This is a genomic window from Aureliella helgolandensis, assembly GCF_007752135.1.
In the GTDB taxonomy this organism is placed as follows: Bacteria; Planctomycetota; Planctomycetia; order Pirellulales; family Pirellulaceae; genus Aureliella; species Aureliella helgolandensis.
Window position 1 is genome coordinate 5,869,447 of record NZ_CP036298.1, and the last position, 24,898, is coordinate 5,894,344.

The following is a 24,898-nucleotide window of genomic DNA, read 5'->3' on the forward strand; positions in this document are numbered from 1 at the left end:
GATCGTAACCAAAGTGGAATGCACGATTCAACATAGCTGAGTTACGCGTGGTTTGCACGCAATTTCCTGCATTCAGCCCGCGAATAGAACCAACCCCCAAGGAGTCGAGAAGTTTCGTCACCCCCGAGATTCCTAGTTCTCCCATCTTGTTCGTTTCCCAAAAGGGTTCCAACGGGGGACGCCCGGCAAATCGGTCGCGAGAAGTAGTTGGGGAGCGGAGCTGACAGCGAGCCTCATTCAACATGAAACCCACCATTCGAATCGATTGCGACACTCCCGACCAGCTGCCGGAAGTGGCGGAGCTCCAGCGCATTACTGAAGACGGCAACGAAGTCGTGCTGTTGCTTTCGAAGCACTTGACTCCCCTGGCCATGTCACGGGCCTTGCATCAATTGTCCCAAGCATTACCCGAGTGCAGTGTGATCGAAAGTGGCGGCACCTGCGCCGCACACGGCATCACCATCGGCCAACGAACGGCTCCGTGATCGCCACCACAGCACAGCCGGGTTGCGCGAAGGGACGGAAGGCATCAGATGCGAAGTGGATGTCGACACCCACCGCGGCGGAGCGAGGCACTAAAAAATGACTTCAGCGATTCGGGGGTTGTCTTCCGGGTATGGACGGCACTAACGGACGGTACTCACGGACGGTCCAGCACGACCGGAAGCATGGGTGGGACAGCCCGCTTGACCAACTTCGCTGTTTAGAGGGCTTGAATTCATGGAATGGGCCCAATAAAACGATGCGTTCACTCAACAGCGGCTGAGGATGTATAGAATGGCTCCGCGTCCCAGTTCGCTTCTGCAGAGATAGGAAAAAGCATGCTTCGATTAGGTCAGCTGTTCGAACAAAACCAACAGTGGCAAAAAGAAATCCTGGATAATGACCCCGACTACTTTTTGCGGTTGTCGCAGCAACAGAGCCCGGAGTACCTGTGGATCGGCTGTTCGGATAGTCGTGTTCCGGCTAACCAGATTGTTGGCTTAGATCCCGGCGAGCTGTTTGTGCATCGCAACGTGGCCAATTTGGTCGTTCACACCGACTTCAATTGCTTGTCCGTAATGCACTATGCGGTCGAAGCCTTGCAGGTCAAGCATATCATCGTGTGCGGCCACTATGGTTGTGGCGGAGTCCAAGCTGCACTGTTGGATCATGAACTTGGCCTCATCGACAACTGGTTGCGCCACATACAGGATGTCCACGTGAGGCACGAGGCAGAAATCAGCAAAATCTCGGACCTCAAGTCCAGATGCAACCGCTTGTGTGAACTCAATGTAATTGAACAGGTCGTCAATGTCTGTGGCACTTCCATCGTTCAAGAAGCCTGGCGACGTGGCCAAAGTCTAGCGGTCCATGGCTGGATCTACGGCCTCGATGATGGGCTGCTGCGCGATCTTTCCATGTGCATTACGAAACCCGAAGAGGTCGCTCCGCGGTACGCTGCGACGCTCGAATCTTCCGCTAAAGGACTTGGATAGTTGAGGCTCGCAATAACTTCGCGGCGGAGCAGTTGGGCGTCCAGTGCAGAGCACTTGGTCAATCGCATGCATGATCGAGTGTTGGTAATTGCCTGCAACGTGATTTGCTGGGCCTTGGCAGGTGGATTTACTCCCGCTGCCGCCCAGGAATCGCTGCCCCCCTCAGCGCCGGCCCCCACTCTCATCCAAGCTTTGGCTGAAGGATTGCCGCAGGGCACCGCTTCACGAGGGGCCGCGTTGTTTGCATCGCCTAAATCGGCGTGCCTAGGTTGCCATCGCATCGGTCAGTTCGGTGGGACCATTGGGCCGGAGCTTTCCCGCATCGGCATCGATCGAACTCCCGAACAATTGATTGAATCGCTCCTGTGGCCCAACCAGCTGGTGGCTCCCAAGTTTCAGGTCCATCAAATCTTGACCGAAGAGGGGGAGTTGTCCAGCGGATACGTGGAAAGCGAGAACGAGGATTTCGTTCAACTCAAAGATCCCGCCAGCGGAAGTATTTCCACGATTACCGCTGCAGACATCGCCATGCGGAAATTGTCGCCTTCGCTGATGCCCACTGGTTTGGTCAATGGTTGGGAGCGCTCTCAGCAACTGAATCTCCTCGCCTTCCTCGCCGATTTGGGGAAGGGACGCGACCTGCGGCCCGAGCTAGCGGCATCCATTTTGGAACATGCGCAATCGCACGACCCCACACCTTTCCCCTACACTCGCCAACCGCGCGACCCGACCGCCTGGCCTCATCACGGAGCAGAAGTCAATCGCGATCGCATCTATGAATTCTATCGCCAACAAGCTGTGTACTTCCGGGAGCAGGACACCTCCGCATCTCTATTGATGGAATACCCCGGTTTGGATGGGGGCACCCTCGGGCATTGGGGGAATCAGACAGAAGAGACGTGGGCCAGCAACTGGTGGAATCTAGCCGACTTGGGTAGCTTGCAGAGTGGCGTCTTTCACGGCCCTGGAGGCCAAGCCATTGCACGAGCGGTTTGCTTGCGACTGGGGGAGCAGCAAGAGATGTCGGTGTGCTTCGACCCGACTTCCCGCAGCTATCCGGCAAAATGGCGAGAAGGTTTCGTCAAATTCTCAACAGTGCGGCATGGATTTCTCCACGGTCTAATTCCACAGGGAGATCCTATCCAGCCGGCCAACGAGCCATCGCTCTCCCCAAACGCAACGTACCGTGGCTACTATCGCCTTGGACCACGAACGATCTTCGCCTATGACATCGATGGTGAGGAGTACTTGGATGCCCCTTGGTCCGTCGACGGAGAATTCCAGCGAGAATTCGGTCCACGAGCCACTCACTCCCTTGGGCAGGCTATCGACGTGCCAGTGCCCCAATGGCCCGAGCGTATCGAGACGAGCATTGAATTGGGGGCGGAGAGCCCATACGCCATCGATACCATTGCCCTGCCGCATGACAATCCATGGCAATCCCCTGTATTCTGCAGTGGGCATGCCTTCCTGGCCGATGGATCGGTCATGCTTTCTACCATGCAAGGCGATGTGTGGCACGTCACCGGTCTCAACTCTCCACCGCAGGTCGAGTCTACTGCAACATGGCATCGCTTCGCCTCAGGCTTGCATCATCCTCTGGGAGTTTGGATTGACGAAGATGGAATTTTCGTCATTTGCCGAGACCAACTGACTCGCTTGCACGACTTGAACCAGGATGGTGAGGCAGATTTCTACGAATGCTTCTGCAATGCCTTCGAAACGTCGCCCGCGGGCCACGATTTCATTTGTGGACTCCAGCGCGACGACGAAGGATATTTTTACACCGCCTCCGGCAACCAAGGAGTTCTACGCATTGCACCCGACGGAGAAACGGCCACCGTGCTTGCTAACGGATTTCGCAACCCCGATGGAATCGGACTCGACCCGAGCGGAATTCTAACCGTTCCGTGCTCCGAGGGACGCTGGACACCTGCCTCTATGATTTGTGCCGTTCCATTCAAATCGGCTACGGCCGAGGCGGTTGCCCCTCTCCCGTCCTCTCCGCCGTTCTACGGCTATCGCGGTCCTCAGTTTGTATCTCGTCCAATCGAGCAACCCGAGCTACCTCTGGTATATCTCCCGCGTGGAATTGACAATTCAGCAGGTGGGCAAGTTTACATTGACAGTCAGAAATGGGGCCCGCTCACTGGGAACATGATCCACTTTTCATTCGGCGCTGGCACGCACTCCCTGCTACTCCGTGACGAGGTTTCGGGTCAATTGCAAGGCGCAGTTGTGCCACTGCCAGGCGACTTCCTCTCGGGAGTTCATCGCGGGAGATTTTCGCCCCTCGATGGCCAACTGTATGTGTCCGGCATGACCGGATGGGGGAGCTACACTCCCGATTCAGGCTGTTTCCAACGCGTGCGCTATACGGGAGCCCCAGTAATCTTGCCGACGGGGTTTCACCTTCACCGCAATGGAGTCGCACTCTATTTCCCTCAACCCCTTGAGGGTGAAACCTCCCAGCAAGTCGCCCAGCATTTTGCCCAGGCATGGAACTATCGCTATAGCGCAGCGTATGGGTCGCCAGAATACTCAACTCAGCATTATGGAGTTCGTGGCCACGATCGAGTGCAAATCACTTCTGCACACCTGCTCGATGCAGGAAAAACGCTCTTCCTGGAAATCCCCGATCTCCGCCCGTGCAATCAATTGCATCTACAAATCGCCGTCCAGGAGGACCTGCCTACGCACTTTGACATGTTCCTGACATGCCATGCACTCGATTCACCACGAACCGATTTCCCGGGAGCTGTGAAGGTTTTCCCCGAAGTCTCTGATCACCCGATTCTTCTCGACATGTTGCTGGCAACCCAACGCGTTGAGAATCCGTGGAGTCAAGCGATCGATGGGGCAAGAACCATCAACATTGCGGCTGGTACCAATTTAACCTTTCAAACACGTACCTTCACAGTACAAGCGGGTGAGCCCATCGCGCTGACTTTCGCCAATCCAGATGCTGTCCCCCATAATTGGGCACTAGTAGAGCGAGGGCAATTGCAGAAAGTGGGAGAAGCGGCCAACCAGCTTGTCTCCGACCCGCAAGCACTAATTCAGCAATATGTCCCCCAGGTACCGGAGGTTTTGTGTTACACCGATATCGTGGAACCACATTTAGAGACAACCATTTACTTCAATGCCCCAACGCAACCAGGTAAGTATCCCTACCTGTGTACTTTCCCCGGACACTGGATGGTAATGAACGGCGAAATGATCGTGGAACCCTAGCTCCGAGAATTCAGCTGCGTTTCTGTGACGCACGCATCACGGATGAGCTAGAGAGTCTGAAGCAAATTGGCTGAAGATTCGTGGGCAGTGCCTCAGTCGCAAGTAGAAGCGTTCTCCCCCGATGAATTGATCGCCAACAGAGCGTCCCGGGGCTCACCATCCCAGACGGGGTGCTGCCCCAACGCTGAGTCGTCTTGGGCATATCCTGGACTCCTACGCTCCATTTCACTCATCATCGGGCGCGCTGTAATTCTTAGGCGTCCAGGTTGGATCCCGCTCGAAAAACATCAAATGTTGCCACGGCAGGCCGTCGTATTGTCGCGCGACGCGCAGACCATTGGCAGAGTATTCCTTGACGATCTGTCGCTTGCTCATCTTGTGCAACGGCTTAATAGGTACCGTGCGATCCTCCTCACGATACTCCAACAATGCGATGACTCCGGTATCGCTCAGGCTGTCGCGGATATTTCTCAGCATGAGGGCTGGATGCGAAAACTCGTGATACACATCCACGAGCAGCACTAGATCGACTTTATTTTGGGGCAGGTTGGGATCCACGACGGTTCCCAACACCGGTTTGACATTTTCGACTCCTGCCTGTTCACACCGCAGCTCCAGCAAGTGCAACATTTCCGGCTGGATGTCGACCGCCAGAACCTGTCCCGTTTCTCCCACCTGAGCGGCCATGAGCAGTGCATAGAAACCGTTGCCGCATCCCAAATCACAAACCGTCAAGCCTGGCTTCAATTGCAGCTGCTTCAGCACCTCGCTTGGCCGCTCCTCCTGCTCACGCGTTTCGCGGATCAGCCAAGGCGCCCCGTGGAAAGACATGGTCTGAGCAATCATGCGTCCCATGTATTTTGCTCGAGCTGGGGGAATCGGCGTCTGCTCGATAACTTCAGCTTGCGCGGCCGTAGACTCTTGCGCATTAACGGTGCGGTGCTGCAAGAGTGGCAGCCCGCTGAGGGCGGACCAGACAAACGCTATGCGAACGAAACATGGGGTTAGACGCTGCATAGGGATTGCCTGTTTGAAAGGAGTGAATCTCGTCCAGCAAAGGGAGTGCTAGCCTGGTTGACGGACCAGTTCATGAAATGCTTTGCTGAGTTGTTTTGTCACAGGGCCAACCTGTCCGTCACCAATCGGCCGATCATCCAGTTTGATAACAGGAATAACTTCAGCCGCGGAGCCGGTCAGAAAGCATTCGTCTGCGATGTAGATATCGTGTCGTGACATGGTGGTTTCCAGCACTTCCATCCCCGCAGATTGCGCCAACTCTAAAACTGCGTTCCGCGTGATGCCTTCCAAGATTCCCGCATTGATGGAGGGGGTCATGAGTTTACCACGACTAACGATGAAAATATTATCTCCCGTGCACTCTGCGACTTGACCGAGATGGTTGAGCATCAGGGCTTCGGAGCACCCCGCTAGCTTACCTTCAATCTTGGCCATAATGTTGTTCAAGTAATTCAAAGACTTGATACGAGGATTGAGCGCTGCGGGATGATTGCGGATCGTCGCAGCCGTGATAATCTCCAGCCCCTGTTCGTACAGCTCTTTGGGGTAGAGGGCGATATGGTCCGCAATAATGATGACCTGCGGATCGGAGGTTTTGGTCGGGTCCAGCCCCAAACTCCCCGCGCCACGCGAGACGACCAAACGGATATAAGCGTCCGACAGCTTGTTGCGCTGCAGCGTCTCCTGGACCGCTTGAATCATTTGAGCGGGCGTGATGGGAATCTCCAACAGGATCGCCCGGGCCGACTGGAAGAGCCGATCAATATGGATTCCAAGCCGAAAAACGTTTCCGGAATAGGCACGCATGCCTTCAAAAACGCCGTCCCCGTAGAGAAAACCATGGTCGTAGACACTGACCTTCGCTTCCGACTTCGGAAAGTAAGTACCGTTAATGTAGACTTCAACTTCGGACATGCAAGCCTCTTGTGATAGGTCGATTAAATTCCGCTTCTTCGGCTTCAATGAACGGCATGGCCATAGCCCATTGGCCTCCGGGGACAACTAGATTCGCTGCTCAAGGCAACGCTTCAGCGTACTTGATTGCCGCTAGATTTGCGAGTCGTAGAGCAACCGCTCGCGTGGGAACGCTACTTCCGGCGCGAGAGACGGTCTATTTCCGGCAAAGATCGATCCCCACAGGGATACGAAAAGACTACGAAAAAAGCACCGGTTGAGACCGATGCTTCTTGCTTGGGGTTCGCTCAGTAGCCGTTAGGCTGCCTGGGAATTTGGCAAAAACAGGTGCTACCAAGGTCCGCGCACTGGGTAAACTCCGAACTGCCGCGTACTGCTCGGCCAAGGTGGAGTTGCGAGAAACGCTCCGCCTGACGAAGACGTTGCCCGCTGTCCATATTGGTGATAGATGGGGGTCGACGTGTTCTGTGAAACACCCCAAGAGTAGTTCTGCTGCATGGTGACATTGGGAGGCACCACCAGGGCAGTCGGTTGCCCATATTGCAGGTAGTAATGCTGCCCGTGCCAAGCCTGCTGGTTGGCAAATCCTTTCGCCCAACGGTTCCCGTGGGCAGCCGGTCCAATCCCGCTACTGCCCTGGTGATGACCACTGAGCCATCCCCCGTGCCGTTGAGCCTGAGCTGTATTCTGTAGGGCAAGTCCTAAGAGACACAGTGCTCCGACAAGCATCAGATTCTTCATTGATATCGGTCCTTTTCTCATTGTTTGTCTGCAATGCGTCCCGCAGCTTTGCCCACTGTTGTGGACGCGTTTACGGGCGAGGTAATGAAATCGACTTCCAAATTCCCTTAGCAGCGGTCCGTACCGGAGGCGAGTAGTAGTGCGCCTTGGTGCGGTTTAACCCGCGGCCACCATCGTAGTAGTTATGGTAGCGGTCGGTGTGCCGATACAGAAACTCGTGAGGTGCAAGCGGCTCGTAGGTAATGTAGGTATGCCCCGCCCAAGCAGGGACGGGAACCGGCGCCACATACATTTGCGCGGTGGCTTGGTTGGCGTAACCTTGCGTGTATTGATTCGCAAACAACGCCGATCCACCGCCATGCTGTGCATGTGCCATGCCCGCACTTCCGACTATTGCGGCCACAATGACTGCACTTACCATCTTTGTTTTGAACCGCATCGATCGTACTCCCTAGTCCCTGGGTAATGCCGAAACATGCGCGGGCCGTTCACAGGGCCTACACAACATGTCAACCGACTGAATCGCAATTGAAGCATCCCCAGAGCTGCTATACCTGGGTTGTTTTTCCCCCAGAGAGGTCCAAGGACCAGCCGCGGCGCGAGCCTCTAGCCAATACCGGAACTCCCTTAAAATCCTGAAGGGGTACTTCTTCCGTCGGTCACCATCGTCACGCTGCATGGCCCCCCCGCATCATTTCGAGCGAGGCTCTTACAGCTTGCGGGGCAGGAAAAACCCGATTCAACGGCAATCGCAGCATTTCTGGAACAAGTGGCCCCATTGCGGAAACCGAGATTCTGAGATTTAGGGTGTTACTGTCTCGATTTAGCAACTCGCTACACTCTACCCATCCCTCCGGTCTTGACGGATATGGGCAATATGTGAAAGTTATCGGCTTCCATTGAACGTCTGGCAATTCCGTTTTTTTGGCTACGTCGATCGTAGAAAATCGGACGATGTACCGATAAGCCAAGCGAGCCGCTGCGGTGCGCTGACGTAATTCCCCCATCACACCCCACCCATCAGCAATTACTGAACACCCCCAAGGGAGAGTTTGCAGACATGGCCAAACGCCGCCAGACGAGCAGTAGTGAGAGTGGGAGTTCCAAGAACTCCAAAGGTAAGTCTGGAAAGCGCAAGTCGGCCTCAGCGGACCTGTTCACCAATCCTGAACTGCAAACCATCGAACCCGTTTCGCTTCGAGAAGCAGCCCAAGATCGTTACCTGAACTACTCGTTGTCTGTCATTACGAGTCGAGCCCTGCCGGATGTCCGCGATGGCCTCAAACCGGTCCAGCGGCGAATTCTGTACTCCATGAGCCAGTTGGGGATCAACGCCCAAGCGAAACCGCGTAAGTGCATGTACGTATGCGGTAACGTTACCGGTAATTACCACCCGCATGGAGAATCCTCCGTCTACGATGCACTGGTACGCCTTGCCCAACCCTGGGCACTTCGCGAACCACTCGTCGACGGGATCGGCAACTTCGGCTCGATCGACGGAGACAACGCGGCAGCTCCACGTTACACCGAATGCCGCATGACTCCCATTGCGGCGGAAATTCTGCGCGACCTAGGCAGTCGAATTGTCGCGCACCGTCCCAACTACGACGGAACTCGGCAGGAGCCTGTCGTGCTCCCCAGTCGCGTGCCCAACATGCTGGTCAATGGAGCGACGGGAATCGCGGTCGGCATGGCGACCAACATACCACCGCACAATCTGGGGGAAGTCTGCCGCGCCTTACTCAAGTTGCTCAAAGATCCAGAGATTCGCGATTATCAATTGGTCGCCAACGATGCCGTGCAGGGTCCCGACTTTCCCACCGGCGGGCACCTCATTAACACCAAAGAGGAGTTGCGTGAAATCTACCAAACAGGGCAGGGGAGTCTCAAGGTTCGGGGCACGACCAGTCTGACGAAAGAAGGCAAAGGTGAGAAAACTCTTCACATCACCTCCATTCCCTATGGCGTGAACAAGTCAGTGCTAGTGGAGCGAATTGCAGAGCTAGTCTTAACGAGCAAAATGCCGCTGATTGAAGACGTACGCGACGTCTCCACGGAGGATATCCGCATCGACTTGCGTCTGAAGAAGGATGCGGACGAAGCCAAAGTCTTGGCTTACCTCTACAAACAAACTCCGTTGCAGACCAATTTCAACGTCAACATGACTTGCTTGGTGCCCACGGAAAACCCGGAAGTAGGTCGCCCTGAGCGATTGGGCCTGAAGGAAATATTGTGGCACTTCCTTCACTTTAGGTTGGAGGTGGTCACTGCGCGTTTGGAGAACGAACTCGACGGGCTGCTGCGTCGCATGCACACCCTTGAGGGATTCGTGCTCATCTTCGACGCGCTGGATGAAATCATCAAGATCATTCGCCAATCGGATGGCAAGTCCGATGCAGCTCATAAAATCATGGCCCGCTTTCCCGCCGAAGACGGTGGACTCGATGCAGACCAGACCGAGGCCATCCTCGAACTCAAGCTGTATCGATTGGCAAAGCTAGAGATCAATCTCATCCAAGACGAGCTCAAGGAAAAGAGGAAGCGCGCCAGCGCTATCCAAAAACTACTCAAGGAGAGCACCGACGATACCAACTCCTCGGGTAGGTGGGGAATCGTCCGCGAAGAAATTGAGGGGCTCATCGAGTCCTTTGCAAAATCCAAAGAGGGGTTACGGCGAACCAAGATTGTCACTATCGAGGAAGAGCCAGAGTACAGTGCGGAAGACTTCATCGTTGCCGAGGATTGCCACGTACTCGTTTCGACCGACGGATGGGTCAAACGGCAAAAGCAAATCGCATCTCCCGCGAAGAGCCGTCTGCGTGAGGGGGACGGCGTGCTGGCATGCGTGGCCGGCTCTACCCGCTCTACCCTGGGCTTCTTCTCATCGCTCGGTGTCTGTTACACAGCGCGGTTCATCGACATCCCGCCCTCGGCCGGATATGGTGAACCGATTCAGAAGCTCTTTAAACTCAAAGATGGCGAGCGCATTGTCAGCGTTCTGTCCCTCGATCCGCGTGCTATAGGCAACATTGCCGAAGATCCCAAACGCCCCGACTACTGCCCCGATGTGCATGGATTTGCTGCCACCAGCAATGGCTTTGCCTTAAGATTCGGTCTGGCCGCCTACGCCGAACCCTCGACGCGTAGTGGCCGTCGCTACGCGCGCGTCGCGCCGGAGTCCGCTGTCGTGGGCGTGCAAGCTATCGGGGGCAGTGAGACGGTGCTGGCCATATCGGCGGATTGCCGCGCCATGGTCTGCCCAATCGTCGAAATCAACTACCTGTCGGGTCCCGGCAAGGGTGTGACACTGATCAAATTGGCCAAGACCGATAAACTCCTTGGTTTCAAAGCTTCAGCGGGCGATCGCGATTTGCTTGTTGTTGAAACCAATCGTGGTGCTCAGAAAACAATCTCAGTGGTCAAGTACCGCGTGACCTCACGTGGCGGTCGGGGCACCGAGATCCAAAAGAATGGCAAGATTTCAAAGATTGTCGCGCAGCCCATCGCTGCTCCCGATCCCTTGCCTGAATTGAAATAAAACCAACCGTCCGAAAGTTCCACTTTCCTTCGGGAACTCCAGTCTAAGATTTAAGGATAGGAATCCATCCTCATGGCCACCGCCACGAATTCATACAGTGCTGCCGATATCGTCGCACTCGAGGGATTGGAGCCAGTTCGCAAACGACCAGGGATGTACATCGGCGGAGTTGGCTCGGCTGGCCTCCATCACTTGGTTTGGGAAATCCTCGACAACTCGGTTGACGAAGCGATGAATGGGCACGCTTCCGAGATCACGGTCACCCTCCATAAAGACGGTCAAACGATCACCGTGTCCGACAACGGTCGTGGCATTCCTGTCGACAAGCATGCCAAGACAGGTAAGAGCGCGCTGGAAATCGTTCTCACCGTCCTGCACGCCGGCGGGAAATTCGAAGGCAAGAACTACAAGACCTCTGGTGGTTTGCACGGCGTGGGGGCGTCGGCCGTCAACGCGCTTTCGAAACACTTGGTGGCTGTCATTCGACGCGATGGCAATCAATATAAAATGGAGTTCTCCCAGGGCAAACCATTGGGAAAGCTCCAAAAGGCGAAGGGTACGTTTCGCGGTTCGGGGACGACCATTACCTTTACGCCCGACCCCACCATTTTTCCGCGCACCGAGTTTAATCCAGATACCATCCGCTCCCGTCTGGAAGTAACGAGCTTTCTCCACCGCGCGGTGAAAGTCAATTACAGCGATGAGGTCAACAACAAGAAAGAGACTTTCTTCCATGAAAATGGAATCGTCGACTATCTAGGAAAAGTCATCGAGGAACGCCATGCGCGCTCCATTCACGAAGTACCTTTCACGTTGCACAAGAATGCCGACGAACGTCTCGAAGTTGCCTTGAAATGGACCGAATCGACCGATGAACACGTGCGTTCCTACGTCAATGGAATACCAACCGCCAGTGGCGGCACGCATGAAAATGGTTTTCGCTCAGGTATGAGCAAGGCCATCCGCAACTATTTTGAAACCCACAGCCTGATCCCACGCGGTATCAAAATCTCCCATGAAGATATCCGAGAGGGGGTAGTGGCAATCGTTTCATTGTTTGTTCCCGAACCGCAATTCCAGGGACAAACCAAGGATCGTCTCAATAATTCCGAGGCGCAGTCTATCGTGGACAATGCCATGCGGGCCGCGCTGGAACAATGGCTCAACAACAATACCTCCCTAGCAGAATCCGTTGTTGCCCGAATTATTGCATCGGCACGCGCACGGGCCGCTTCGCGAGCAGCCTCGGAGTCGGTTTCGCGGAAGACAGCCACATCGCGGGCCATGCTCCCCGGTAAGCTGAGTGACTGCCTGTCCGCCGGGCGGGGGCATTCCGAACTGTTCATTGTGGAAGGTGATTCTGCCGGTGGTAGTGCCAAACAGGGACGCGATCGGCACTACCAAGCCATTCTGCCATTGCGTGGTAAAGTACTGAACACCGAAAATGCCACACTTAAAAAAGTCCTGGATAACAAAGAAATTCAGGATATGGTTACCGCCCTTGGCTGTGGCATTGGCAAAGACCTCAACGTAGCGCGCATTCGCTACGAACGGGTGATTCTGCTAGCAGATGCGGATTCCGATGGGCACCACATCACCACCTTATTGTTAACCTTCTTCTATCGACACATGCCAGCGCTAATTGCCGATGGCCGCGTGTTTATTGCCGTACCGCCGCTGTATCGCGTCGATATTGGAAAAGAGACATTTTGGGCAGCGGACGAAGCAGCCCGAGACCAGATCTTGGCAAATTCCAGCAAACGCGACAAAGCAGAGATCACTCGGTTTAAAGGACTCGGTGAAATGATGCCTAAAACCCTGTGGGACACAACGCTCAACCCAGCCACCCGACGCCTGCTGAAAGTCGAAATCGACGACCAACTCGAGACCGACCGCGTCGTTGCCGATCTAATGGGACGCGACGCGTCGGCGCGCTTCCGATTTATCATGGATCGCGCCGAAGAGGCCGAAGAGCTAGATGTCTAAAGATTCAGATCGTTAACCACGTGAGTGCGCGGCCCCCTAGGCAGGATATTCCGCTCATCAGAATTCGATTAGGAACGAAACATGGCAGGCGCCGATACACTTCCCGAACCTGACGATAACTCGGAGGAACGCAAATCCTCCTCAGCAACCTCTGCAGCTACCGTCGAACCACAACCTCAGCCGACTGAGCTTCCTACGCCGAATCGTGTGGTGTTGGTCCTGGAAGATGATCTAGTGCAATTGCGGTTGTTGCAACAACATCTCGAATCTCTCGGACTGACTCTACTCACCGCCCGATCCATTGCGGAAGCACAACAACATCTGAGCGAAAACCGGCCTCAATTGGCCATCTTCGATGTGAATCTTCCGGATGGTTCTGGCCTCGAATTGTGCGAACAACTCGACTCCGACCCGAGGCATTGCACGATGCCGATCATCGTCTTGAGCAGCATGACCGGCAACGACATGATTCGCAAAACACGTGCGTCCGGCGGATGCTATTTTGTGGGCAAACCCTACGATCCCAATGTGCTATTGATCCTAATTGAACGCGCGCTCGGCGAGTCCTTGCAGTAGTAGCGGCGGCGACTGCTGCCCAGGGCGGTTGCACAGTGTGGGGAATCAAACCACCGTAGGTTGATCGCGCGCGAGGGTTTCGTCGACTAACGCGACGATTCCCTTCGCTGTTCACGCTTTCGACCATTGCCAGCTTCTTGAGTGACCGCCTGCTCCACGATATCGAGCGCCCCCTGGACTCGCTCCAATTCACTAGATGATTGACTGCGTTGCGGTCCAAAACGCTGCGCGTAGTAATGCTCGGTTAGTGTTGACAGCGCGCTCCCAACGCTTGCGGCTTCCGCCCCTGATGAAGGCTGCAAAGTTCGAGCAGCCGCCGTCGTGAATTCGCTCGGCGTTTCTGCTACCCCGCGTCGCAAGCCGATGCGTTCTAGCAATTTCATGGTTCTGGCAAAGACGCGATGTTGAATTGCCTCAGCGGGTTTCCCAACTCCCAATCGCTTCGCGAGGCTGGGAGCGAGTTGCGGCAACAACACGATAAAACGCCAGATAAAAAAGGCCATGGCAACCGTCAGGGCTACCAACACTAGCAATGGTCCAGCCAGTTCGACGCCACTTCCGGATTGAAAGAATTGACCATTTAGAAGAGCGGCTTTCAAGGCCTTCATCTGGCGAATTAGATTCTCATAAGCAGTCTTTCCATTTTCCGCTACTGGCGCATAAAGACTGTTCTCAGTGCTCAATTTTTGGCCATCAACCACGTAGTCTTTCCAGAGTTTCTCCGCGTAATCGAGCGTCTGTCCATCTTGCCCAATGATCTCATCATCTCCTCCGGCGAGTCCGGGGGTTGGATCGAAGCGGACCCAAAAATAGGCGTCGTCTGTCAACCACCGCTCTACACTCGTGCCGACAAGTTGGTCGCGTCGAAACAGCGCCTCGACCCAAGCATGGGCATCGCTTTGACGCACCGCAAAATAATCGCCTTGGTAGTTGTACTCACGAGGGTGATACCCGACCACCATCCGAGCCGGAATTCCGGATTGACGCAACATTGCTAACATGGCGGATGCAAAATACTGACAGTGGCCCGACCGCTGATTGATGACAAAATCCTCAATGGGGTCCACCCCAGGGTCCGCCGGCGGCTTCAAATCTAAACTATACGTAAACTTGCCCGAGTTCATGAGATCGTTCTCAATTGTCTGCGCAATTTGAAAAACGGACTCAGGGGGCACACCCTGCTTGCTCAATAAATCTTGGCGATAGGCGTCGAGTTCCTGCATGCCCCGAAATCCCAACTCCAACCTGACACGATTTCGTTCGAAGGACATCCGCTCTCGGATGGAATCACCAATGGTCACCGGGCTGATAGGCACTTGCCTCCCGAACTGAAAACTAGCAGCACCGAACTTGTAGACCACAAATTTCCCACTGGGAACCGCCATTGGTTCCAATTCTTCAAGCAGAGAATTGATGTAGTCGTATCGAAGTTTTACCTGCTGGTCGGGGCGGGAGTTATAGCTGGAGGTCACCGTAAAAAGGGTAGGTAAGTACCGGCGTCGCAAGTCAATTTCTAATTCCACTAAGTCGCGTCGCGCCGCGCGGAGCGAATTCACCGCTTCAATTGTCGGCATCTTGCGAAACGAAGTCATTCCAGCATAAACCCATTCGCCATTTTGCGAACGGCTGTAGGAACTGACAGATAGGTAGGAATCCATGACCCGAGCGCGTAGATAGGGAGCCTCGTTCATCGGGTAGACCGTTTTCTTTCCCGCATAGGTGAAGCTAACCCGCATCACCGGTGAGCTGTCCATCTTGAGCTTGGCCATGCCGCCAATGGTGAGCTTGCGGGGCAGACCGCTGCTCGCGGTCAACCCCAGTGGCTGGCTTAGCCCTGCTGGCGACGTTCGCGGCAACAGATAGAAAAATACTGCCGCGAATGCGATGGCCCCAAAACCAATGGGAATGGATTGAAGTAGGCGACGACTCACTCGACTTCCTTGCGCATTCTGGCTGGTGATAATCCCACATTCAACCATTGGTTGCGCGGTCGCAGCGGCGGACTTCTTCCGCCTAAACTGTTGGTAGATCAGTTCTGCCAAGTGCGGAATAGGCTGATCGATGTTAGGGTCAATGTTTAAAAGAGTCGCATATCGTGCAAACAAGAAGAGAGACGAAACCCACAGAATCATGATGGGCGCAAGCAGCATGCCAAACAGGATGTTGTCGTTGACTAAAGCAGCCACCACCATTTCGAGTAGTAGAAAAACGGCCAGCTGCTCAAAGATTCGAAGATTTTTCTTCTGCAGAAACAAGACCGCTTCGGGATAGACCAACAAGCTCGCGACGGCTAGCAATTGCCCCGCTTCGGACGAAGCATAAAAAGCACTGTAGATGTAGCCGCCTAAGGCGATCGTCGTCGCAATCGTCATCAACAAGTAACTACCGATTCGCCCGACTTCGAACCATTCAAGCGTATCGACGAAAATGTAAGCTGACAAACTTACAAAGAAGATGAGGATCGGCAGAAAAAAGCTACCCGTACCTGTAGCCACTAGCATGGCGGTCAGCCATGCAATAATGGCGAAATGCAAACTCAAGCTCCGGCGGAGCAGTTTTACTTTTGAGATGTCCATGCGAAATAGGGCTCCAAATCGCCTGCGGAAACGTTTAACCAACGCACCTTGAGTCGCTCCAAAACTTTTTCATCCAAATGGACCTCACGAGGCACATCGGGAACAGAATCCGTTTCCCTTAACGCAGCAACTGGTCCCAATTGATTGGACCGAGTGCTGACTACCAACAAGTTAGGATTCTTGAGCAACGGCAAATGGATGCCTTTGAGCGCTTTCGTTAATTCAGGTTGGGGACAGGGGGCAATGACCGACAATTCTCCGAGTAAATTGTCGACGAGAACGGCGCTTTGAACGCTGACCGAAGCAAACGTTTGATCCGCCGCGATTGCAACGGCCATTCGATCTCCGCCACGTTTTACATTGGAACTCGCTAGCGTGGCCACGAAGGCAATGGCCATTTCGCAACTCTGCTCAATCTCGTCGTCCTCGGGTACCCCATGGAGATCGAGGAGAATATTCAACTGCCGATGCTGCTGACGCTCGAACTGCCGAACGGAGAGCTCACCGAGGCGAGCCGTGGTGCGCCAATGAATCCATCGTCGAGAATCTCCGGTCGCCCAGGGTCGCAAACCGTAAAATTCCGTTTCGTTTGCACCAGCGTTCGATGAGGCTTTGGAGTGACCATGGAGTTCGCGATGAAACAACCGTTCAATCCTGGGCGTCAGTTGGCCAAGGCTGGGATGGACGATTATATGCGCCGCATTGTTCAGGGTCCGCCAACCGCGCCCCAAGCCAATGGGAAAACGCGTCGACAGAGTACTAGGGCCCACGCGATACTTGCCGCGTTGGCGAAACGTCAGCTCATAGTTTCCCCCACCACTTCCTTGAGGCCGGACTTCGTCCACAATCGTCGCAGCCTTCACCGCAATCCGCTGAGCGACCGGCTTTTCTCGGTAGAGCGTGTCCTCCACCAGTACTAACCAGGCTCCCAGCCATCGCTTGGGATTCACAACGCGAATGGAAACGAGCGTCGATCGCCCCACTACAATCGATTGTGACAGTCGTCGACTGGCCCGTAGACCAATGAGCGTGCGGGTATTGAATCGCCATTGCAGCAACAGCAAACCCAACATGGCTCCGGCGAGCAGAATGAGCAGATTGATATCACGAATCACTGCCCCGAAAAAGATAAACAGCAATACGCCGACGAAGTGGAGGCCTTCGCGGGTCAGTCGGAAATGGACCTGCGCCAACCGACGCGTAATGTTGCGTTGCCGGCGTTGTTTCCAGCGCTGCCAAACTAACCGCAGGAAATGACTCGACGAATCGGGCGAATCGCTTGGGATCGTTGCCATAGAAAAGGTAGCCGTTCGTGCACGAGCTGATTCAAGTCACTGGATTTACATGCGATCATGGCTAAGTCGGAACGCGAATTTGCCCAAGTAGCCGGCGGACCAACTCCTCAGAGGCTGAGCGGTCCGCTCCCGGTAACATGCCTCTGGGCACAATGCGGTGGGCCATGACTGGGATTGCCAATCGCTTGATGTCGTCTGGAATGACATGGGATCGATTTTCAACCGTTGCAATGGCTTGAGCGGCCCGATAATAAGCCAGTGCACCACGCGTGCTGACTCCTACCTGAACAGCCTCGCTGTCCCGAGTGGCATGGACGATATCGAGCAGATAGCGAACGAGGGATTCCTCAAAGTTGACTTCGCGAACCTGCCTTTGCAAGGCGCGAACCTGGTCCAACGAGACCGCCGGTTTAAGCTCGTCCACCGGCTCACCAACCCGATGCGAGTGCAACAACTGCAATTCATAGTCACGGTCGGGATAGCCCACCGTGATTCGCAACAGAAACCGATCCAGCTGACTTTCTGGCAGCAAGTACGTGCCTTCGAATTCAAATGGGTTCTGAGTAGCGATCACCAACAAGGGATCGGGCAACGCATGCGTCTCACCATCGACGCTGACTTGTCCCTCCCCCATGGCCTCTAACAGTGCGCTTTGCGTTCGCGGCGGTGCGCGATTGATTTCATCAGCCAAGACCACATTTGCGAAAATGGGCCCTCGATTGAAGGTAAACTGCCCACTCGATGAATTGTAGATACTGCTACCGGTAATATCACTGGGCAACAAGTCGGGCGTAAATTGGAGCCGTGAAAAATGACCATCCACGCTCCGCGCCACCGCCTTGGCAATCAGCGTCTTTCCAACTCCTGGCACATCTTCCAGCAGAATATGCTCGCCAGCAAGCAGGGCAGTTACGACAAGCTTAACCACTTCGGGTTTCCCCAAAACAGCGGACTCAACATTCGCCCTAAGCCGCGTTAGGTCCAGTTCGCCACTCACCTCAGTCATCGAAAACCTTAGAATGTATTTTCAAGTGATGATTCCGCGACCGTATCAGCAGTGCCGTTGCAACTCGAACCTCACCGAGAAAAGCTGATACTGGGCCAACGCATGCCCCAAGCATCCGTGAACCTGGGTCTCACTTTTATACACAGAAACGCATTGTGAAGATACAGGGAGGGTCCATGTGCGACGGCCTTTCGCTGGGCTCTTGCCAAATCCTCGAAGTTCTCCCATAACGTTTCCCTACTCCTTAGTCTCCATCCTTTTCCCGAACGTTAGTTGCTGCACCTATGGATGCTACCGAAGATAGCCTACCGTCCCGCAAGAAATTTCTGCCCATCCTGGGGAAGCTGGCGTTGCTTGTTTTTCTATCTGCTGGCTTGGGTATTTGGTATTTGAGAACCAATGCTGCCGATCGAGACTTTGCTGAAGTCAACGTGTTTGCAACCATCCTTGGAATCGTGGGCTGGTTGTCTCTGACGGTTGCCTGCCGCAGCGCGGCACTTCCAAGATGGGTGTGGCGCACCATCGGCTTGGCACCTCCCCTTTTTCTACTCGGCTTTTTGGGCCTTTATAAATTGGAGCGGCTCGATGGCGAATTAAATCCGAAATTCGTACTGCGTTGGTCCCAGGAACGCAGACTGGAAACAGCCACTGCCGGTTCAACGACCATCCCGCTTGAATCCCTTGCACCAACCGAATTCGATTTCCCTCAGTATCTCGGGCCTTACCGCAACGCCACTTACCCGAAGGTTCAACTTGCTGAGGACTGGCAGGGCACGCCACCCTCCATTGCTTGGAAACGTTCGATTGGAAGCGGCTGGTCGGGTTTTGCAATCCAAGGGGACGTAGCAGTCACGATGGAACAACGCGACCAAGAGGAATGGATTACCGCCATCGATATCAACAGCGGTGAGGCCTGGTGGTCGTATGCCATCCCGGGCGCCCACACCAACATCCTGGGCGGTAGCGGCCCCCGCAGCACCCCCACCATTTCTAACGATCGCGTTTATGCAGTCTCGGCAATCAGCCAAATCGTCTGCCTCGACCTCGCATCGGGTGAACAACTCTGGTCGCACGATTTGTTGCCTAATGGCGTAAGCGATCAAGCGGCGTTCGAAGCTCATGTAAGCTGGGGACGGAGCGCCTCTCCGCTTGTCATTGGTGAGCAAGTCATTGTTCCCCAAGGTGGCTTGGACGAGTCGGCCGCTGCGTTGGTCTCCCTGAGCGTCCAGGATGGTGCGGTACTGTGGACGGCGGGACAAGGTCAAGTCAGCTACTCCTCCCCGATGCTGATTGACATCTTGGGAGTTCCACAAGTCGTCTACACCTCCGAGAAAATGTTAGCTGGTTACCTTCCCCAAGATGGAACCCAACTTTGGACCGCCCCAGCTCCCGGCAGCAGTTCGGCCGACCCCAACGTCGCGCAGCCCATCGACCTTGGCTCCGGGCGTATCCTGCTGACCAAAGGCTACGGCACGGGAGCCGTTCTCTGGCAATTAAAGCACGACAGCTCGGAAGCCTGGCAAATCGAAGAATTGTGGCGCAAGCCTTCGGTGATGAAAACGAAGTTTACCACCGCCGTAATACGCGACTCCTACGCCTATGGGCTCAGCGATGGAATTTTGGAATGCATCAGCCTGGAGACTGGTAAGCGGCAATGGAAAAAAGGACGCTACCGTCAAGGTCAACTACTGCTCGTCGGTGAACACCTGCTCATCACTTCAGAAGACGGCGAACTGGTGCTTGTCGCCGCCCAACCCACGGCATTTCAAGAGCTGGCTAAGCTGCAAGTGATTAACGATGTGACCTGGAACACTCCAGCCATTTCCGGCAATCGCTTGCTAATGCGCAATTCGGAATTGGCCGCGTGCGTCATCCTGCCGATCGTTAATTCGCCCGCCAAAGAGTGACCCAATACGCGTTAAAGTTCCGTGCGGCTTGCAGTCGAACTTGCATGCAATAACGCTTAAAAATCTTAAGACAATACGAGAAAGAATTCGCCGTGACCATGCCACCAAAACCGCTGGATATGCTGGTAATTGCACCTCATCCGGATGATGCAGAATTAGGGATGGGCGGAGCCATCCTCAAGATGATCGAACTGGGGTGGCATGTCGGGGTGCTGGACCTAACCAGTGGAGAACCCACTCCCTACGGAGACGAAGCCACGCGCGTCCAGGAGACCAAGGCTGCAACGCAGATCCTAGGACTACCATGGCGTGAAAACCTAGGCCTTCGCAACCGGTTCCTGGAACCGACCTTGGAAGCGCGCGCGAAGCTGGCCAATGTCTTTCGCAGGACGCGACCTCGCTGGCTGTTTGCCCCCTACTGGGAAGATGCTCACCCAGATCACTTGGCAGCCACCGAGCTGGTCGATGCGGCGCGTTTCTGGGCCAAACTCTCGAAGAGTGAGTTAGAGGGTGAGCCGTTCCACCCGCAACGCATTTTCAATTACTACTCGGTTCACTTGAAACATGCTGCACAACCCGCCTTCGTGCTCGACATCTCGGAGCAGTGGGAGCGCAAGTCGCAGGCCATCGCCGCCTTTGAAAGCCAGTTCACCACAGGCAAAGAACACATCGTTCCTTCGTTTCATCAGCGGGTTCGCGACGAAGCAGCCTACTGGGGGAAAATGATAGGATCCAATTTCGGCGAACCCTTCACCTCGCGTGAGCCCATTGCGCTAACCGACCTAACGCGTCTCATGTAGCATCTACTGCATGCTCGCCCCCCAGACCGTGAACAAGCCCACACCGCCGTAGCATGGTCCCCCGGACCGTGACCAGCAACATCCACGTCACACCGCCGTAGCATGGTCCCCCGGACCGTGACCAGCAACATCCACGCCACACCGCCGAAGCATGGTCCCCCGGACCGTGACCAGCAACATCCACGCCACACCGCCGTAGCATGGTCCCCCGGACCGTGACCAGCAACATCCACGCCACACCGCCGTAGCCTGGTCCCCCGGACCGTGACCACACTATCAGCACCCGCGCAGCCGGTGCTCGATGCACGATTCTATTGTCATGGGTTCCCTCCGCAAAAGCCAACACCGCCGATGGTGCGGTGGTTGCGGCAATCCTTCCGACTCGCGGGGCGGTGTACGATGTCGGCAAGCCGGTAAGAATGGCAGAAGAAGTTGGTGCTCCAGCGTAGTGCTCGCAGCAATTTATGGGCTTCTAGCAAAACGCCCATTCCATCGCTAAGCCGTAGGACACCGGCGGATTCCAAGCACAAACTGCCGCGTGAGCAAGGAGGAGTGTCTGCTACAGGTTGATTGTGGGTGGCGTCTTCAGGGTGAAACCCAAAAACGCTCTCGAATCAACAAGCCGTTGCTTGCCCGGCTTTAGTCTTGCGATCTATCCCCGCGGTTCATTACTGGAATTGGCCGGCGGAGGGCTGCTGTGCCGAACGCTGTGGAGGAGCCTGCCCAGATGCTGGATTCCCAGCTTGCAAATCAGCTTGCGGAGGAATGTAGGGCTCTTCGACCACTTCCCAGTCATTTCCCAGCTTAGTGGGAATGAAGGATTTTCCAAATGCACCGGCAATTGCATCCAGAACTCCATTCGATTTACGATTGGAGAATTGGTACACCTCGCGATGCTCTTGCGAAGGAGACCAGTTGGGTAGGAACACGATTAGAGCCATCGGCAGCGAGTCATTGCGATCCAAGATCACTTGCACTCGCGAGTAGTTCCCGGCATCGTTGGCGCTCTTCGGCCAAACTTCGATCCACAGCTCGTTTTCGGGGCGTCCTGCCGGAAATAGCGGACGAGCCCAGTAGCGTTGTTTGATCTCAGCCGCCTTGACACCAAACAGGAAAGGCAACGGGCTGCGGTAAACTTCCTTGCCGCGACTTTCTGGGGAAAGTTGGATTCGGGTGGCCTTTTTCTCGTTGTGGTCTAGCACGTGAACCCACTCCCCATCGCAAATCCAATGCTCACCGTATGGATGGGTAGGATCAACACGGTATTCATAGGGAGGCGTTTTTTTGGAAACTGTTTCCACTTTGTCCACACGGAATTCACCCTTGCCGGGATCCATAAACTTAATGAATCCGGTAGCTTGACTCATGTGAGCGTCTGGCAGATTGCCAGGATCAAACTGAAAGCGTTGAAATTCGCACTGATAGCGTTTGATGGCCGCAGTTCGTTGCTCCCACACCATCAAGACTTGGTCGAGAAACGACTGCTCTTGCTGCGATAGCTCAGGAAAGGGTTGTTGAGCGACTTGCGCAATGCCCGCCTGGACCGCTTGCTCGGCGCTCATCAGAGGCACCCGCTGCTGTTGTTCACCTGCCGGTGGGGCAGCGACTTGCGCGATACAACACGCAGGGTTTACGAGAACACTAGTCGTTACGACGCTAACCCAAACGGTAAAGCGAATGGTATTCCTAATCATCTGCATCTTCCCTGACGCGATTTCACTAGTTGACTATTGCAGCAACTGCTGCTGGCCGACGGATAGTAGCAGGTGGTGTCGGAAGTCCCTAGATGAATTTCGACAATTCGAGCCATTTCAGCTCGCCGATCGCTACAAACTGCCTATGCTAGCACTCCAACCGCCTCAGCAAATTATCTAGACCGCCGTGAGAAACAATGCGATGAGTTCAACCGCGGAAACCGGCCCCCCCAAGCAGCCCCAATCGATCGACGAAGCAGTCGAAAAAGTCGATTATGTGAGCCTACGCGATGAAACGGCTAATGTCCTGACCCACGGGATCGGAGTTGTTTTAAGCCTAGTGGCCATGCTCTACTTCTGGAACTTGGCAGCCGACCAGCATCCTGGATTGCGTTGGTCCTGCGTGATCTTCACCATTTCCATGGCGACCGTCTACCTCTTTTCGACGCTCTCCCACGCCGTGCAGACGCCGCTGTGGCGGAACCGCATGAGAGCTTGGGACCAAGGCACAATCTATCTTCTAATTGTTGGCACCTACACTCCCTTTATTTGGCAAGGAAGCCCCACTGGCTACCGCACCCTGCTGCTGGTTCTGGTCTGGACCGCGGGCCTTGCTGGCTTTTATTCCAAGGTATTGGCCAAACATCGCATCAACGGCATTTCGACGGTGTCGTACGTCCTATTGGGATGGCTGCCCGCCATTCCCCTCTTTGCCCACACACCCTGGATTTGTTTCGGCTGGATGATAGGTGGTGGCGTGTGCTACTCGGCTGGCATCTTCTTCCTGATGCGGAGTCACCTCTTCACGTACGCGCATGCCATCTGGCACATCATGGTCATGCTGGGATCAGCCTGCCATTGCTACGCCATCTACCTATTACTGCAACGTATTTAGCGTGTCCAAAGGGGCCCAAACCACGCACTCCGTGGTGTCGACGCGAGGCAGCCCATAGCGGCAACAGAGTGCTGCGTCCCCGCCAATGTCCATCCCCGCCTAAGTCACCGTGAGTGGTCAATTTTCTGCGGGCGCTGGATGCTACAGGACTTTACAAGATTGGCATTCACGGGGTTGGCAACCAGAGCTTGGCTGCTTGTCGAGATTGCCCCAGGATCTGCTCGTATTTGAGATGCTCGACATCCTGACCAACCACTTCAATCTCGTAGAAGCCGCGGTAGCCGTTCTTCTGAAACGTCGAGACGATATTGGCTAGTGGAACGCGACCGTGCCCCAACAAACAACGATTTTGCTCACCGAGTGGCGCGTGCCGAGCATCTCCCAATTGCACGAGTCGCACGTAGGGCACAATTGATTCGAGCCACATCAGTGCCGCAGGATCCTGGGCAACATGGTAGCAGTCGAAGACAATCCCCAAGTGTGGATTGTCGATGCCTGCGATGATATCGAGACATTCCGGAATGGTATTTAGGAACGACCAATCGTAGGCACAGCCAACGTGCATGGGTTCCAGGGCCAACTGAACGCCGACCGCCTGAGCGGCTTCCGCCATGTGCCGCAGTGCAGTCCGAAGAATATTGTGTGCATGATTCCTGGTATGGCCAGCTCGTCCCCCGGTAATGACCGTCACAGTCTCAGCACCGATGTCGGCGGCTAACTGGATCGTATCGAAGGCATCGTGCATGCTCTCGCGGTAGCTACGCCCGTCGCTCCCAGTGAAGCCCCCCACCCAATGCAACGAGGAAATCCTTAACCCGTGCTCACGCAGCAGTTCGACTCCTTTCTCCTCACCATAGTCGGCCAATTTCGGACGCCAAACTCCAATCGCTTCAAAGCCAGCTGCGTGATAGTTCAGCACATCTTCTTCAAAGGTCCACCGAAAAGTGGATAGTTCGTTGACTGAAAGTCGCAACATCCCTGCTACCGTTCGTCGAGTGTTAGTTGCCGAAAGCAAGCCGAAGAACCAAGACTCATGGTCGCCCCCAACTTGCTCGTCTACTGCAAACACAACCGCATTCGTGACTGGTTATATTTGCGAGTCGCATTTTGAGGAATCCAGCGCACAAAGTAAAGCGAACTAACCCATTCTATCCACAAAAAAGTAACCTCGAAGCCTCTATGCTAGCAATTCCGAACTCCCTACTTCTGGAAAAAGGTGGCGGACACCTTCCTGGGCGAA

18 protein-coding genes are annotated in these 24,898 nt (G+C 54.9%); 9 read left to right on the forward strand and 9 right to left on the reverse strand.

Annotation, left to right across the window (positions count from 1 at the left end; all coding sequences use genetic code 11):
* The first annotated feature begins 242 nt into the window (after positions 1–242).
* The 3 genes from Q31a_RS20595 to Q31a_RS20605 all read left to right on the forward strand — a co-directional run bounded on the left by Q31a_RS20595 (position 243) and on the right by Q31a_RS20605 (position 4,712).
* Positions 243–485 carry a hypothetical protein gene (locus Q31a_RS20595; protein ID WP_145082108.1) on the forward strand — a complete coding sequence of 81 codons (243 nt, stop codon included), beginning with the start codon at positions 243–245 and terminating at the stop codon, positions 483–485.
* Between the two features lie 336 nt (positions 486–821).
* Entirely contained in the window at positions 822–1,478 is a 657-nt protein-coding gene (gene can, locus Q31a_RS20600) for a carbonate dehydratase (protein ID WP_145082110.1), read from the forward strand.
* A gap of 66 nt (positions 1,479–1,544) precedes the next feature.
* Positions 1,545–4,712 (forward strand): DUF6797 domain-containing protein, encoded by a 3,168-nt coding sequence (locus Q31a_RS20605; protein WP_145082112.1) that lies wholly within the window; start codon positions 1,545–1,547, stop codon positions 4,710–4,712.
* A 225-nt stretch (positions 4,713–4,937) separates the two neighbouring features.
* Here Q31a_RS20605 and Q31a_RS20610 read toward each other — a convergent pair whose 3' ends face one another.
* The 4 genes from Q31a_RS20610 to Q31a_RS20625 form a co-directional block, all read right to left on the reverse strand.
* The gene (locus Q31a_RS20610; RefSeq protein ID WP_145082113.1) at positions 4,938–5,729 is read right to left on the reverse strand and encodes a class I SAM-dependent methyltransferase; all 792 of its coding nucleotides are present in this window, start codon (positions 5,727–5,729) and stop codon (positions 4,938–4,940) included.
* A gap of 48 nt (positions 5,730–5,777) precedes the next feature.
* Complete coding sequence (gene ilvE / locus Q31a_RS20615; RefSeq protein WP_145082116.1) at positions 5,778–6,644, reverse strand: branched-chain-amino-acid transaminase; 867 nt, start codon at positions 6,642–6,644, stop codon at positions 5,778–5,780.
* 330 nt (positions 6,645–6,974) lie between these two features.
* Positions 6,975–7,385, reverse strand: coding sequence for a hypothetical protein (locus Q31a_RS20620; protein WP_231690860.1), 411 nt, complete (start codon positions 7,383–7,385; stop codon positions 6,975–6,977).
* 70 nt (positions 7,386–7,455) lie between these two features.
* A complete protein-coding gene (locus tag Q31a_RS20625; protein WP_145082118.1) occupies positions 7,456–7,824 on the reverse strand; it encodes a hypothetical protein in 369 nt (122 codons plus the stop codon).
* 621 nt (positions 7,825–8,445) lie between these two features.
* Between Q31a_RS20625 and Q31a_RS20630 the strand changes: the two genes are divergently transcribed.
* From Q31a_RS20630 to Q31a_RS20640, 3 genes are all read left to right on the forward strand, one after another.
* Positions 8,446–10,923, forward strand: coding sequence for a DNA gyrase/topoisomerase IV subunit A (locus Q31a_RS20630; RefSeq protein ID WP_145082119.1), 2,478 nt, complete (start codon positions 8,446–8,448; stop codon positions 10,921–10,923).
* 72 nt (positions 10,924–10,995) lie between these two features.
* Entirely contained in the window at positions 10,996–12,909 is a 1,914-nt protein-coding gene (locus Q31a_RS20635) for a DNA gyrase/topoisomerase IV subunit B (protein ID WP_145082121.1), read from the forward strand.
* An 81-nt stretch (positions 12,910–12,990) separates the two neighbouring features.
* Positions 12,991–13,485: a response regulator gene (locus Q31a_RS20640; protein ID WP_145082123.1), complete on the forward strand. Its 495-nt coding sequence runs from the start codon at positions 12,991–12,993 to the stop codon at positions 13,483–13,485.
* 86 nt (positions 13,486–13,571) lie between these two features.
* On the opposite strand, the gene Q31a_RS20645 is transcribed toward Q31a_RS20640, so the two are convergent.
* From Q31a_RS20645 to Q31a_RS20655, 3 genes are all read right to left on the reverse strand, one after another.
* On the reverse strand, positions 13,572–16,061 hold the full coding sequence (locus Q31a_RS20645; protein ID WP_145082125.1) for a transglutaminase TgpA family protein: 2,490 nt from the start codon (positions 16,059–16,061) through the stop codon (positions 13,572–13,574).
* Complete coding sequence (locus Q31a_RS20650; RefSeq protein WP_145082127.1) at positions 16,043–17,356, reverse strand: DUF58 domain-containing protein; 1,314 nt, start codon at positions 17,354–17,356, stop codon at positions 16,043–16,045. Before Q31a_RS20650 ends, Q31a_RS20645 begins: the two co-directional genes overlap by 19 nt.
* A 61-nt stretch (positions 17,357–17,417) precedes the next feature.
* A complete protein-coding gene (locus tag Q31a_RS20655; protein WP_145082129.1) occupies positions 17,418–18,362 on the reverse strand; it encodes an AAA family ATPase in 945 nt (314 codons plus the stop codon).
* 284 nt (positions 18,363–18,646) lie between these two features.
* Between Q31a_RS20655 and Q31a_RS20660 the strand changes: the two genes are divergently transcribed.
* Positions 18,647–20,269: an outer membrane protein assembly factor BamB family protein gene (locus tag Q31a_RS20660; RefSeq protein WP_145082131.1), complete on the forward strand. Its 1,623-nt coding sequence runs from the start codon at positions 18,647–18,649 to the stop codon at positions 20,267–20,269.
* Positions 20,270–20,367: 98 nt separating this feature from the next.
* The gene (gene bshB1, locus Q31a_RS20665) at positions 20,368–21,069 is read left to right on the forward strand and encodes a bacillithiol biosynthesis deacetylase BshB1 (protein ID WP_145087474.1); all 702 of its coding nucleotides are present in this window, start codon (positions 20,368–20,370) and stop codon (positions 21,067–21,069) included.
* Positions 21,070–21,737: 668 nt separating this feature from the next.
* Here the strand turns inward: bshB1 and Q31a_RS20670 are convergent.
* Positions 21,738–22,763 carry a TIGR03009 domain-containing protein gene (locus Q31a_RS20670; protein WP_197355438.1) on the reverse strand — a complete coding sequence of 342 codons (1,026 nt, stop codon included), beginning with the start codon at positions 22,761–22,763 and terminating at the stop codon, positions 21,738–21,740.
* Between the two features lie 202 nt (positions 22,764–22,965).
* Between Q31a_RS20670 and trhA the strand changes: the two genes are divergently transcribed.
* Complete coding sequence (trhA, locus tag Q31a_RS20675; protein ID WP_145082136.1) at positions 22,966–23,658, forward strand: PAQR family membrane homeostasis protein TrhA; 693 nt, start codon at positions 22,966–22,968, stop codon at positions 23,656–23,658.
* A 166-nt stretch (positions 23,659–23,824) separates the two neighbouring features.
* Here trhA and Q31a_RS20680 read toward each other — a convergent pair whose 3' ends face one another.
* Complete coding sequence (locus Q31a_RS20680) at positions 23,825–24,634, reverse strand: sugar phosphate isomerase/epimerase family protein (RefSeq protein WP_145082138.1); 810 nt, start codon at positions 24,632–24,634, stop codon at positions 23,825–23,827.
* Between the last annotated feature and the right edge of the window lie 264 nt (positions 24,635–24,898).